We start from the raw sequence: 13,587 nt of genomic DNA on the forward strand, positions 1-13,587 counted from the left end.
AGGCAATAAGAAAAAGCGGCAATTTAAACTGCCGCTTTTTCTAATTTCAGAAAGGATAACATTGAAACTGCGATAACTTCCAGGTCTGGCCCCTTATGGACTCGACGTGCTTCCCTCACCCTGTCTACGACGAAGCACAGGGGTACTACTAAGGCGAGTAGCAAGAACGTTCGCGTTTCCGCGTTATAAATCAACATCGCTATCGCTATCGTCCTGTGTCTGAATGACCGAGTCGTGTGGGTCTCAGTCCACCATGCTTGATCTATGGGCAATATCGCCTCCGCTATTCTCATTCTATAATATTAATATTATAATCTTTAAACCAGACATGAATTTGTGCAAGATGCGCAAGCAGCTGGGGACCAGTCATGAGCTGGCCAAACCATGGCTCCTGGAATGCTTCTCCGCCCGATTCAATTATTTTCTTCAGCTGGCCGTGGTCAAAAAACTCATAAAGTGCGGATGATCGGTCTTCCAGATACCCATTGAGCATTTTTTGAACTGCGTTGGTATATTCCGGATTATGCGTTTTTGGATAAGGGCTCTTTTTTCTATATAAAACTTCATTAGGCAATATGCCTTCAAGTGCTTTACGCAGAATACCCTTTTCACGGTTGCCGTGCATTTTCATCTCCCATGGTATATTCCATACATACTCTACAAGGCGGTGGTCAGCAAATGGGACCCTTACTTCAAGGCTTGCACCCATACTCATTCTGTCCTTCCGATCCAATAATGTTGTCATAAAGTAAATCATATTAATATAGAAAAGCTCTCTACGGCTTGCATCCTCTTCACTTTCTCCGTCGAGTTTTGGAGTTTCCGAGATTGCCTGAATGTATTTTTCCATGGCGTAATCTTGAATTTTTAATTTGCTCTGCCACTTCTCCTTTAATAGGCCGTGCCTAGCTTCCAGCGACCTCATCCATGGAAACCCCTTACGCTGAAGATCCTCCTGTCTGTGGAACCACGGATAACCTCCAAATATTTCGTCAGCGCACTCACCGGATAAGCTTACCACAAAGTCCTTCTTTATCTCCCGGCAAAACCATAGAAGGGAAGAATCAACGTCTGCCATACCGGGAAGGTCTCTGACATGCACTGATTCCATTAGGTCCTCTGCCAGCTGCTGCTGGGAAATGATACAGCTGTTATGTTTGGTATTAAAGGCTTGGGACATCTTATGGATAAACGCACCATCCGAGTTGGGCTGAAACTCATTCGCCTTGAAGAAAACATCATTTCCCTCGTAATCTATGGAATAGGTGTGCAGCTGCCCTTTTCCCTCATTCTCATAGGTTTTGGCAGCAATGGCAGTGATCGCACTTGAATCGACACCACCTGAAAGGAACGTGCAAAGCGGTACATCCGATACGAGCTGCCTCGTTACTGCATCCGTAAATAAGTGGCGAACTTTTTCTGCAGTTTCTTCAAGGCTATCCTCATGCTGGCTGCTTTTAACATTCCAATAACGCCAAACCTTCAGCCCATTTTTTGAAAAAGATAAAGCATGTGCAGGCCTTAATTCATCTATACCTCTGAATACTCCTGAACCAGGGGATCTTGACGGTCCTAATCCGAAAACTTCCGCCAGCCCTTCCCTATCAAGCTCAGCCTTAACATCCGGATGGGCCAAAATGGCTTTTAGTTCTGATCCAAAAATGATCCCCTTTTTTGTTTCTTTATAAAATAATGGTTTTACCCCAAGCCGGTCTCTGCCAATGAACAATTGTTCCTTCCTTTCATCCCATACAGCGAAAGCAAAAATGCCATTGAGATATTTCAGGCAGTCTTCGCCCCATTCCATGTAAGAAGTCAGTAAAACCTCTGTGTCAGAATGGCCCTTGAACGAATATCCTTTTATAAGGAGTTCTTTACGAATATCTTCTGTATTATAAAGCTCGCCATTATAACAAATGGTATAGCGGCTATTTTGTTTTTCCCTTGTCATTGGCTGTTTTCCGCCAGCAGGGTCTACAACGATTAACCTTTTATGGCCGAAGCCCGCATGAATATCTGTCCAGACATTCGTGTCATCCGGACCGCGCTTAGCCAACGTATCGGTCATTTTTACAATTTTAGCCGTTTCTTTTCTCAGGTCCTTTTGGAAATCGACCCAGCCTGTAATTCCACACATTTTAACATCATCCTTTCTAAGCGGAATCGTTTGGGCACATTTTGCATGATGTTATTGTATGCACGGCCTAGAAAAAAGTTAATTGTCCACTTATAGCGGTTATAAAAATCGCCTAAACTGTCTAAAAAGAAGTTGAGGAAGTTAATGGAGGTTTTTTATGAATAGACAGCAGCGAACTAAGCTTATTGAATATCAATCCCGTGCGTTTACAGAAGGCACTGTAGAGCTTATCAATGATCAATGGGTTTTTTTCGATCACGAAACAGATGAAGCATCATTGTTAGATGAATTCCTCCACCAGGAGTTAGAAGTATTTCGCTTCAAGCGCTGGAAAAAAGGAATCTTGTTCGAGGATGGCAAGATTGCTCTGGCCGACGAAGTTTTCCACTTAAAGGATCAGGATTCTGTCCGAATACGCAAGCATCTTGTTTTTTCACTGGAGAGATTACTGGAGGAAATAAATGATGATGCATTTTACCAATTTGTAACAACCTTAAATTCTATGCAGTTTTCAGTGTATGACTGCATTTATTGCTATAATCAATTAGCTTTCTTTAATGATAAAGATCGCAAAAGCGGAGTGAATTTTATCGTTTTTGATAATCAGGACCATATCTGCAATGTACAGCACCATTTTTGCTATTATGAAAAAATGAGTGACCGCTTTGAATTTACATTAAACAGCGGCAAAAGAATGGTGATTGAAAAAATTTCTTCATAAAAAAGCAGCAGTCTGCCATTAGTCGGCAGACTGCTGTATTTTTAATCACGGTCAGCTTTCTCATCAAGCTTCCCTGTTTTTAATGCTTCAATCATTTCTTTTTGCGCAAATATAGGATGATCTCCCGTTTGGTAACAGTCTGGACAACAAAAACACTAATAAAATGATTGCAATTAATATAATCAGAATCCAAAGCCCCTGACATGTTTTCTCCCTCATCAAGCGGCAATTGGTGTTGTCCCTGCTTAGCTGTACGTCTGTACTTTTTTGGATAAGCCTTCTTCAAATTCGGCTGTCATAAGCGGTTTATGAATATAAAACCCCTGCGCATAATGGCACTTCAATTCTTTTAATAACTCTATCTGCTCCTTTGTTTCCACTCCTTCTGCCACCACTTTAACGGCGAGACCATGTCCCATCGTTATGATCGCTTTCACAATGGCAATATCGGATGTGTTTAATCGCAAATTGTTTATAAAAGATCTATCAATCTTTAATGTATTGATAGGAAGATCTTTAAGATAGCTCAAGGAAGAATAGCCTGTGCCAAAATCATCTATAGAAACCTTAACGCCTATTGCCTGCAGTGCTTGCATGACCTGTATGCTGTATTCTACATTTCTGAGCATGGTACTCTCAGTTAATTCTAATGTTAAATACTGCGGTTCCAAACCCGACAGCCCCAATGCTTTTTTTACCTCGTTCAGGAAGCCTGGCTGCTGAAACTGGTATGCGGACACATTGACTGATATTGAAAGTGAGTCATAGCCAAGCGTTTGCCACCGTTTATTTTGCTTGCATGCTGTCCGCAAAACCCAGCTGCCAATTTCCTCTATGAGGCCTGTTTCCTCAGCCAGCGGAATGAATTCCCCAGGTGAAACAAGGCCCAGTTTGGGATGATTCCAACGGATCAGGGCTTCGCTTCCGTATAGATTTCCTGATTCAAGATCGATTAAAGGCTGGTAGCATAAATAAAATTCTTCTTTTTGCAAAGCCTTTCTTAAATAGCTTTCAAGTTCAAGCCTGACCATGGCCTGCTCGTTCATTTCCATTGAGAAAAAGGTTATCCTGTTGCCGCCCTGCTGCTTGGAACGATTGGTTGCTACATCTGCATTTTTAAGCAAAGTATGCTCGTCCAGCCCATCGCCGGGATATAAGCTGACACCTATGCTCGCTGTGACAATAAATTCCTGATTTGCTTGGAATAACGGCTTCGATATTTCATCTAATATCTTTTTAGACGTTTTCATGACTCTATCTATTGAAATATCTCTTGATAATATCAGTGTAAATTTATCACCGCTGAACCGGCCCAAATAGGAACCAGAAGGCAATACCTTTTCAATTCTTTCCGAAATTTCCTTTAAAACCATGTCACCTGCAAAATGGCCAAGGCTATCATTAATGATCTTAAAGCGGTCAATATCAATCGAAAGAACTGAGAGCATTTTCCTTTTCTTTTTCGCTCTCTTCAAAAGAACATCCAGCTGCTCTGTAAATTTCATTCTATTTGGCAGCCCGGTGTCCTGGTCGAAGTAAGCAAGCTCTGTAATTTTATCTTCTATCTTTTTCTGCTCAGTAATATTTCTGCCGATTCCGTAAATGCCTACACATTCCCCATTCACTGTGATTGGGATATTTTTCAGCTGAAAGAGGCTTGTCTCTCCTGACTTTGAATCTATATAAACATTGTAATATTGCTCTTTTCCTCTTATCGCCCGGTAAAAATGCATTCTCACCCGCGGAATATCTTCATTTCTCACATAGCCAAGAGCTGATTTTCCCAGTATTTCACCGCTGCTGTATCCAAAGGTTTTTTCAAATGCCGGATTAACACTTGTGAAATTTCCTTTCATGTCTGTTGAATAAACAAAATCAGCATTATTATCAAATAATGATTTATAATATTGTTCCGAAATCTTCAGGCTGCTGTTTAGAACCTCTATGTCATCCTGGGCGGCATGCATTAAGTGTGTTAGAGAAGATATCGTTTTAAATTGGGCTGGCTTCTCATAAATGTATGTATCGGCGGCAGTTTTCTTGGACCTAGCCAAATTTTCTGATAAGGAAAGGTAGGTAAGGGAATGTCCAACAATCTTTGGATAATCGCCTTTTCGTGAAGCGATTTCTCCATAAGAAAAGAACCCATTTGCAGGAGCAATCCCCTGGAACATAGCCAGTTCCTTTTCGGTGAAATCTCTTGCAAACTGTTTGCGGGCCATACAATTATAGATAAAGATTGATTCTGCAGATTCTTTCCCCAGTCTCTTCAACTCCTGCAAAGACCGTTCAATAATTTCTTCAAGATTGGCATATGCGAAGGTAAGATTATCTCCTTCTTTCACCATCCGGTTAACCTTGATTGCCCCATTTTCAAGCATTTTAATGATAAAAACTGATACTTTCTCCCCACGATACGTTAAGAGGAATGGGAATTCTGTGCCTGATTTAGGCAATTCTTTTATGAAAGCTTCTCCTAGATAATGCTTTAATATTTGCAAAGGTGTCTTATGGTCGATTGAATAGATGGTAGACCCGGAAGCCTTTGTAACCGTAAAACTTTTTCCGATTTCCTGCCATTGGTAGTTTGCAAATGAATGTGCTGAAAGATGGCCGCTCTGCAGCGCTATTGCAGCAAGCCCATTTTGAGTAAGCCCTTCTTGCGTAAAAGCAAACCCTTCCTGAAATAATCCATTATCCCCTGCGATTCCGCCAGCAATAACCATTTCAGCATTTGTTTCATATATCCCCTCAACCAATGAAGAAGAGTCAACATTAAAGCCTGCCGGAAATAGAATTAAAGCTTTTGTATTGAAAATAGCAAGCTCCTGTGCCAGAGCTTTCCCCATCTCATAACTATCTTTAAAATCCTTTTGCTGCAGAAGAAACGATTTTAACTCTGTTTTTTCAAAAGCCGTAAAAGTGATGACTGTTTGATTTTCAGTAATGCGGCCTTCGTAGATTTCACCAGAAGTAGAACAGCCGGCAATTGCAGCAAAAGGAAGCCGGTTGACCAATTCCTTTTGCAGATTCTCAATAAATTCTTCCTTTATTATCCCTGTAAAAACCTGTACAAGCAGATTCGGGTATTCATCCAATTCGTTTTTATCTATGAAACTATTCAGCTGGTTAGTATTCTCATATAGATATGTTATTGTTTTAGCCATAAAAACCCACCATCATAGTAATGTCATTCCTAAAAAGAAAGAGAGAAGCCCACTGGCTTCAAACGTTGAGCAGCAGGCCCTTAGACTGGAACAACTGTCAAATTATAGTTCTTATCTTTTTTAAAATACCATATTTGGGGCAGACATTACATGACAAAATTAGAAAAAGCTGCCTTTTCAGCAGCTTTTTTCAAAATTATTCGTATTTACGTCATAAATGTTAAAGGCAATTGAACAAAACCTAAATAAAGAACCAGAATTAGCGCAATAATGAACTGGATCCATAAAATAGACGTTTTCTTTCCTTTTACAGTACGAATAATGATCATTTCAAACATAGCGATAACCCATAAACCAACCAATGACTTTAAAACATATAGCATATCAATGTTGTTAAGGGTGCTTAGAATCCATACGCCTGTCCCAATGATCAGCAAATAAAACAGCCTTAAAATCATGTGAACTACTTTTAAACCTTTGTGTTTGCCGCTTTTATGCATGACAAGGGCAACGATAAATAGGACTAGTGCTAAAAACCATGTCGTAATGTGGGCATGTATCATTCCAGTGCCTCCTATTGTAAAATTCGATACAATCATATCATATTGAAATCGAAAATCCTAAAATAATGGTGCGGGAAGAGCACAATACAAACATATTTTGTGAAATTTTTATGGCGGATAGTGAGATTAGTCATAGACATTTCTAATGTTCGGTGGGTGTACGGACGGAAAAAGCGATTCGTTGATATCCTGCCAATTTTGATTGATAAATTGACATTTTCGTTGATATATGATCAGCATTCGTTGAAAAAGCTCACTTTCCCTTGCTTAAACGAACTTTCACATTAAAAAAAGCCTATGCAGCTATTTGCATAGGCCAAGACATTATTTTTCTATTGAATTTGTTAAAGAACCTATTTGTTCAACTGTAATTTCCACTGTATCTCCCGCCTGCAGAAAACGAGGCGGCTTAAATCCTTTGCCGACTCCGGCAGGCGTGCCGGTAGCAATAATATCACCCGGCTCGAGGGTCATCCCTTTAGATAATACAGTGATAATTTCTTCGATTGGGAATATAAAGTTTTCCGTATTCGAACTTTGTCTCACTTCCCCGTTTACCGTTGTTTGAATATCCAGCTTGTTAGGATTTTCCACTGCGGATGAATGGACAACCCATGGTCCCATTGGACAGGTTGTATCCAAGCTTTTTCCGATAAAAAACTGCTTATGACGGGATTGCAGATCTCTTCCAGTTACATCATTAATGATTGTGTAGCCAAATATGTAATCCAATGCTTCTTCTTTTGGAATGGCACGTCCTGTTTTCCCGATAATAACAGCTAGCTCACCCTCATAATCAAGCTGGGAGGTTACATCTTTATGGTTAAGTACCGCTTCATCCGGGCCAATGACAGTTGTAGGCGCTTTTGTAAATACCATAATATGCTCGGGAATATCCTCTTTGCTTCCCATTTCAATGGCATGCTCCGCATAGTTTTTCCCTACACAAAAGATATTTTTATCCGGGCGTGGAATCGGCGCCTGCAATGTAACAGAATCAAGCGGCAGATATAATTCCTCCCTTTCAGAGCTGCTGCTTACCCAATCAGTTAATTTATGAACTTTTTCAATGAATGCTTCCCCTAATCCAATGCATTCTTTTAAAGAGGCGGGTAAATCACTCTTCCCCTCCATTTTTTCTATAGCAGCGCCAAGAGGCAGTACCTTTGTGCTTGACTCATCAATAAGCCCGACAAAACTGCCGCTGCTATCTTTTGCTGTAACAAACTTCATCTCATCACCTCATTTTATTTATCACATTATAAGTATAATATAAATTTTCAGATTTACGAGACTATTTGCGTTTATTATTCAAAAGGGACCCCTTTAGGTAACCTCCCAATCTATAAGTCTTTAAGAAATTCGTTCGTTTCTGCAGGAGTTTGAAAATGCAATACGTGTTTGTTTTCTAGTTTCGCTAGCTTCCAGCTAAAGTCGATTTGCCAGCTCCCCCAGCCCCGATGATTAGAATTCTTCTCATCATGCCCCGCGCCTCCATTTTGGCAGTTTTAAGTAAGTAAAGCTCCTCCAAAGCCATTCAGCCGGACCATAGTAATAACGGGAAACCCAATAGCGGCTGGCCATTACTTGAATGGCGAAGATAAAAATGACTAGTATAGTCCCGCTTATAGCGGAAATATTACCATAAAAGCCCAATCCATAGCTATAAAAAATCAACGTGGAAATAATGGATTGCAAAAGATAGTTTGAGAGTGATAATTTGCCGACATAAGACAGCGGCAATACCACTTTTAGTACTGTGCCGTTTTTAATGGCCGAGGCAATTGCTACACCATACCCAATCGCTAACAGCGGCCCGCCAAAGATGTCCTGCAGAAAATCCACCGCCAGGTTGCCTTCAGTCAAATATGGGAGCAATTTAAAGAACACGCCACCAGCCAGGGTTCCAATCATCAGCTTCCTTAAAAATCCGTGAACCTTCTCGGGTTCTTCAAGCCACTTTAACTTGGCCGCACCTCCCCCTATTAAAAATAGCGGGAAAATGGAAGCAAACATGATTGGCAATGAAGCCAGGTTATTAACTAATAACCAGTCCTCAATCCTCTGAGCCGCAATTTCTGCGATACTCCCATTTTGGTAAACTTGCAAAGATGCTTCCGCTGCTGCAGGGTCATAGATAGAAAGCTCTTCGGCAGGGACAAACATAACAGTCATGAAAAATAAAAGAGCGAATAATAGGTTAGGGATAATGTAGAGCAGAATTCCGGTCAAGAGCATATTCTTTCCGCTCAATTTTATAAAAAGCAAGAAGATAAAGCCAAATATTGCATAGTTAATGAGGATATCTCCATGCCAAATAAGAAAAGCATGAAAAATGCCTATTAGCAGCAGCAATGACATCCTTCTTGCTGCGATCCCTCCGAAAGGCAGTCCTTTGGCAATTGCCCTTTCTCTTAATATGACTAAACCATACCCGAATAACATAGAGAATAATGGATAAAAACTTGCCTGTACGAAGATATCAATAAAAACATATGTACTTTTATCAGCAGGGCTGCTCCACCATTCAAATGGATCAAGATATAAAAATGGGGAGTGGAATGACAGCATATTCACTAAAAAAATTCCCAGGATAGCAAAGCCTCTTATAATATCCAATGAAACGATCCGGTCCTTCTCCAGGACTGGGCTAACTGGCTTGTGCATAAAGCGCCTCCTTTTTTTGGAAACCGAAATATAATCTTAATGATAGAGAGCTCCATTGTAATTGTCCAGTAAAAAAAGAGACCGCAGCATTGGCTGCAGGCCCCTATCGGTTAATTAACAAACCGCCCTGTTTTTCCTCGGGATTCCCAATATTCGTTGCGGAGATGTATTTTTTGAATTTTTCCTGAAGCGGTTTTCGGCAGCTCCTCCACAAATGTAACCCCGGTTACGGCTTTAAAATGGGCAAGTTTTTCCCTGGTAAATCCAATGACATCTCGCTCTGTCAATGTTTTGCCGCTTCGCAACACAACAAAAGCATGCGGAGTTTCCCCCCATTTTTCATGAGGTACAGCAATTACAGCAGCTTCAAGGATGGCTGGAAGCTCGTACAGGGCGCCTTCAATTTCAATAGAAGAGATATTTTCCCCTCCGCTGATGATGATATCCTTTTTGCGGTCAACAATGTCAATATTGCCATATTCATCGACATTAGCCATATCTCCTGTATGAAGCCAGCCATTACGTATAGCTCCCATTGTAGCCTCTTCATTTTTCCAGTAGCCCTTCATTACTCCATTGCTTCGGACTACAACCTCACCAATTTCTTTGCCATCTTGAGCAACCTCTTCTCCTTGCTCATTTAATACCTTTACTTCACAGCCTATCATCTGATGGCCTGCCTTTGCTTTCATCCGATATTGCTGATTAAGCGGCAATTCTTTCAGATGGGAACGGACAGTCGATACGGTGCTTAATGGAGATGATTCGGTCATACCGTAGACCTGAATAAACTCCCAGCCAAGCTCTTTCTCTACTCTTGTCACGAAAGCTGGCGGGGGTGCCGAACCGGCAATCACCACCCTAACATCCTGGTCCACATTGGGAACGTGCTGTTCATAATATTGCATGAGAGAATTCAGTACAGTTGGTGCCATATGCATTACAGATACCTTATGCTTTTGCAAGGCTGCAAAAATCTTCTCAGGAGTGGCTTTTCTCATGCATACCTGGGAAGCGCCATTTGCCGTATAATAAAACGGAGAGCCCCATCCATTTACATGGAACATCGGCAATACATGAAGCAGTACGTCCTGATCCTGGACTCGCAGATGATGCATAGTTGTCAAAGCATGCAAGTAATTATTGCGGTGTGTGAGCATTACGCCCTTCGGATTGCCCGTTGTCCCGCTCGTATATAAAAGGCTGCATACATCGTTTTCATCAAGGATTTCCCTGTCATATGGCTCATTGCTTTGGCTTTCCAGCCATAAATTATAATCCGTTTCATCTGTCGCTTCATCCTTATAATGAACGATTATTTTTTCGACTGTCTTCAGCTGATCTTTTACTGGAAGAATAAGGTGATAAAGCTCCTGGTCGACAAACAGGATTTTAGATTCACTATGGTTTAATATAAACAGATAATCATCTGGCTTTAGACGAATATTTAAAGGAACCATAATCGCCCCCAGCTGAAAAACTCCGTAAAATCCTTCAAGCATTTCAACTGAATTGGGTGCAAGATAAGCTATCCTATCCCCTTTTTGAACTTCAAGCGCTTTCAAACCATGAGAAAGCCTGTTGACCCTGATGTTCAATTCTTCGTATGTAAAAGCTCTGTCATCTGCAAATATCGCTTCTTTGGAACCATAAAGAGAAACAGCGCGATCTAAAAACTGAGTCAAAATCAAAGGAACATTCATCTCAAAACACCTCACTGAATATTTTGTTAATTCTGTATTTATTTTTATATTATCACATAAAATGAGACAGTTTCACAGGATTTTTGTCTGTTATATAACATTTTATGCTATCAATTAAAATCTTGCTCAGGATGGCTCCTATTTAAGATGGTGCTTCGGATATTTGGGCTAATTAATCACAATCAGCTTTTAGGCACATACGATATACAAGAAATAATTTAAAAGGGTGTTATATATGCCAGCTATTGTGGGAGTCGCACAGGTTATATCCATCGGGAGCAGCGCAGTTTTTAATATTGGGGATGTATATAAAATCATGCCTGTATCGAATGCCAAAACATTTTCTGGCGCTGGTTCTTTTAACACAGGTGACGGGCTGAATGTTTATAATAATCGGAGCTCAACGAATACATTTGATTCAGATGGCGTTGACCAAGGCAACTATTTTAATGCTTAAAAATGGGTGATAGCATGAATTTTTATATACAGCAATCGATTCATATCAATTTTATAAAAATTGGCGGAATCACAAACTCTTCCGTTATGCAGATTGGAAGTGCAGGCATAATCAAGCCAGCTTCCTATTTGTATAATACAGGAGGGTTTACAGAACCGGCTCCGGAAGCAGAGGTTTCCTTTCCATCGGTTCAATCAGACTCTTTATTAACTACGCCTGCGGTTCCCTTGGGGGGCACAACCCAACCATAGGGATTGATAAATTAAAAGCGAGGTGGTGCGCATGAACCAGCAATTTTCTACCTATCTTCAGCAGTTGCACGCTTTCGTAGAGGCTCAGGAAAGAAGAATCCGCAGCCTGGAAGCAACGGTCAAAAAGCTTCAGAGAGAAACTGAGGCTCTTAAAAGCCGCCCCCCTATGCAGGTGGACCGAATTGAATATAAATTTGACCAGCTAAAGGTGGAGTCTCTTGAAGGAACCTTAAACATTGGACTTAATCCTTCCGAGCTGCAAAACATTGAAGATTTTGCCGTTGATAACAAAAACATCAAAGCACCTGTTTCGCCAAAAAACCACATGAAAAGAACAATGGAAATTGAAGATGCCATCTATCAATATTTAGAAAGTGAGCTGCCGGAAGTAGTCTCAAATGTGCAGCAAAAGTTAAATGTATCTGTAGACGATTCTTATATTGCGTTTATCAAAGAGGACATCAAAAAGCAGCTGCCGAACAGAATTGATTTTTATATCAAACAGCAGCAAGATTCAAGCAGAGGACAACAGGAAATTCCTAATGAAAATGCTGAAGTCATTGAAAGCCTTAAAAAGGAAATTCAAAACGGGGTCAATGCTTTTATCTCCCATTTGCCTGAGAATATGAAAGGAATGAAAAAAGAATGAATTTCCAAGTATATAACAGAGATGTATGTGTAGGAACCATTAGGGTGCTGGGTGTATCCAGCTCATCAGTTCTTATGGTAGGAGATACAGAGACGATCCAGCTTGCCGCTACTTTTGATACACCTGCAGAATCACTTATCGTGGGACCTTTTGTTCCGCTGACACCGGAGTAAGGAATATGCTTCAGCGAACATCAGCAGTCGATAAAATTAACATTGATACCATTGCATTTTCTTCTATCTTTGAGATTGGAGATTCCTCCTATATCCAGGGTTTCTCCAGGGCTATTGCCGTACAGCGGGAAGCAGAGTTTTTTAACGCCCGGGAAGGGAATTATTCTGTTTATCCGATATTCAGCGAACCTATTCCCCTCCTGCCAATTGAAGAAGAAATATCAATCCAGACAACACAGCTAAACCCAGTTATAAAAGTGAAAAACATCGATGTCATCGGTGTTTCTTCATCTTCCATTATCCATATTGGCAGCAGTAAACATATCTCTATGGAGACTCGTGTCAAACACATCCGCCAGCTTTATCCAAAAAGCAACAATCATTCTGGAGGGGCATAAGACACACATTATATAAAATTTAAAAAGGATGTTTTTCATGCCAGCTATAATTGGACCGGTACAAATCATAAATGTCGGAGGAGGAGTTGTACAGTTTGGTGACTCACTGTTTATTTCCCCAAAAAGCAATTCCAAATCAACCTCTGGACAGGGAGCGTTGAACACCGGCGGATTTATCATTACTAATAATGGCCTTAATGCCAGCAATGTGCTGGATACCAGCCTAATTGACCAGCCAACCGTCGGGAATAACTAATATATTTGATTTCATGGAACAGGATTTGGACGATAGCCGGCGTGCTATCGTCCTTTTAACTTTCTTTCATTCGACTTTCTGGCTTTCGTTAACTTAGAAGACGGCTGTTTTTTGATCCACTTCAGATACTTTCCGATTTTATCGTCCTGCAGCATTAACTCGATTTTGTACAGCCTTGCTGCGAGCTCAACATTTGTATATAAAGCATGAATCTGCTTGTGGCAGGGGATACATAAATTTGCGGTAGGCAGGAACGTTCCGCCCATTTCTTTAGGCGTTAAATGATGTACAGTTATCTCCACATCCTCCCGTAAACACAATTCACATGTTCCGATTTCCTTCCTCTTCTTCCCCATCGGAAAGCCTCCTTTTTTATTTTAGAATACCCTACTTTTTGTGGGATAAAGAGATGCCTGATGAGTGCGTGCGGGGTGACCTCACCTTT

Annotated in this window: 14 protein-coding genes; 7 read left to right on the forward strand and 7 right to left on the reverse strand. The window is 40.8% G+C overall.

Features of this window, described 5'->3' with window-relative positions; genetic code table 11:
* Positions 1-289 precede the first annotated feature (289 nt).
* Complete coding sequence (asnB, locus tag AC3ZVC_RS23435) at positions 290-2,137, reverse strand: asparagine synthase (glutamine-hydrolyzing) (RefSeq protein ID WP_490065472.1); 1,848 nt, start codon at positions 2,135-2,137, stop codon at positions 290-292.
* A 157-nt stretch (positions 2,138-2,294) separates the two neighbouring features.
* Between asnB and AC3ZVC_RS23440 the strand changes: the two genes are divergently transcribed.
* Positions 2,295-2,858 carry a DUF2777 domain-containing protein gene (locus tag AC3ZVC_RS23440; RefSeq protein WP_214726181.1) on the forward strand — a complete coding sequence of 188 codons (564 nt, stop codon included), beginning with the start codon at positions 2,295-2,297 and terminating at the stop codon, positions 2,856-2,858.
* Between the two features lie 245 nt (positions 2,859-3,103).
* Here the strand turns inward: AC3ZVC_RS23440 and AC3ZVC_RS23445 are convergent, their stop codons facing one another.
* From AC3ZVC_RS23445 to AC3ZVC_RS23465, 5 genes are all read right to left on the reverse strand, one after another.
* The gene (locus tag AC3ZVC_RS23445; RefSeq protein WP_490065473.1) at positions 3,104-6,025 is read right to left on the reverse strand and encodes a bifunctional diguanylate cyclase/phosphodiesterase; all 2,922 of its coding nucleotides are present in this window, start codon (positions 6,023-6,025) and stop codon (positions 3,104-3,106) included.
* A 206-nt stretch (positions 6,026-6,231) separates the two neighbouring features.
* A complete protein-coding gene (locus tag AC3ZVC_RS23450; RefSeq protein WP_490065474.1) occupies positions 6,232-6,588 on the reverse strand; it encodes a YisL family protein in 357 nt (118 codons plus the stop codon).
* Positions 6,589-6,912: 324 nt separating this feature from the next.
* Complete coding sequence (locus AC3ZVC_RS23455) at positions 6,913-7,821, reverse strand: fumarylacetoacetate hydrolase family protein (RefSeq protein WP_490065475.1); 909 nt, start codon at positions 7,819-7,821, stop codon at positions 6,913-6,915.
* A gap of 246 nt (positions 7,822-8,067) precedes the next feature.
* Positions 8,068-9,255: a DUF418 domain-containing protein gene (locus AC3ZVC_RS23460; RefSeq protein WP_490065476.1), complete on the reverse strand. Its 1,188-nt coding sequence runs from the start codon at positions 9,253-9,255 to the stop codon at positions 8,068-8,070.
* A gap of 110 nt (positions 9,256-9,365) precedes the next feature.
* Positions 9,366-10,958: a long-chain-fatty-acid--CoA ligase gene (locus AC3ZVC_RS23465; protein WP_490065477.1), complete on the reverse strand. Its 1,593-nt coding sequence runs from the start codon at positions 10,956-10,958 to the stop codon at positions 9,366-9,368.
* A 235-nt stretch (positions 10,959-11,193) separates the two neighbouring features.
* On the opposite strand from AC3ZVC_RS23465, the gene AC3ZVC_RS23470 reads away from it, so the two are divergent.
* From AC3ZVC_RS23470 to AC3ZVC_RS23495, 6 genes are read left to right on the forward strand one after another with little or no spacing between them, the layout of a single operon-like run.
* A complete protein-coding gene (locus AC3ZVC_RS23470) occupies positions 11,194-11,415 on the forward strand; it encodes a spore germination protein (protein ID WP_490065478.1) in 222 nt (73 codons plus the stop codon).
* Between the two features lie 14 nt (positions 11,416-11,429).
* A complete protein-coding gene (locus AC3ZVC_RS23475) occupies positions 11,430-11,666 on the forward strand; it encodes a spore germination protein GerPB (protein WP_490065479.1) in 237 nt (78 codons plus the stop codon).
* A gap of 31 nt (positions 11,667-11,697) precedes the next feature.
* Complete coding sequence (gene gerPC / locus AC3ZVC_RS23480; RefSeq protein WP_490065480.1) at positions 11,698-12,315, forward strand: spore germination protein GerPC; 618 nt, start codon at positions 11,698-11,700, stop codon at positions 12,313-12,315.
* Complete coding sequence (locus AC3ZVC_RS23485; RefSeq protein ID WP_490065481.1) at positions 12,312-12,488, forward strand: spore gernimation protein GerPD; 177 nt, start codon at positions 12,312-12,314, stop codon at positions 12,486-12,488. The genes gerPC and AC3ZVC_RS23485 overlap by 4 nt, the downstream gene beginning before the upstream one ends.
* Positions 12,489-12,493: 5 nt before the next feature.
* A complete protein-coding gene (locus AC3ZVC_RS23490; protein ID WP_490065482.1) occupies positions 12,494-12,886 on the forward strand; it encodes a spore germination protein GerPE in 393 nt (130 codons plus the stop codon).
* A 37-nt stretch (positions 12,887-12,923) separates the two neighbouring features.
* On the forward strand, positions 12,924-13,142 hold the full coding sequence (locus AC3ZVC_RS23495; RefSeq protein WP_490065483.1) for a spore germination protein: 219 nt from the start codon (positions 12,924-12,926) through the stop codon (positions 13,140-13,142).
* Between the two features lie 44 nt (positions 13,143-13,186).
* Here the strand turns inward: AC3ZVC_RS23495 and hlpB are convergent, their stop codons facing one another.
* A complete protein-coding gene (hlpB, locus tag AC3ZVC_RS23500) occupies positions 13,187-13,498 on the reverse strand; it encodes an HNH nuclease-like protein HlpB (protein WP_490065484.1) in 312 nt (103 codons plus the stop codon).
* Positions 13,499-13,587: the final 89 nt, after the last annotated feature.

It is taken from the genome of Cytobacillus sp. C11.1, assembly GCF_058145115.1.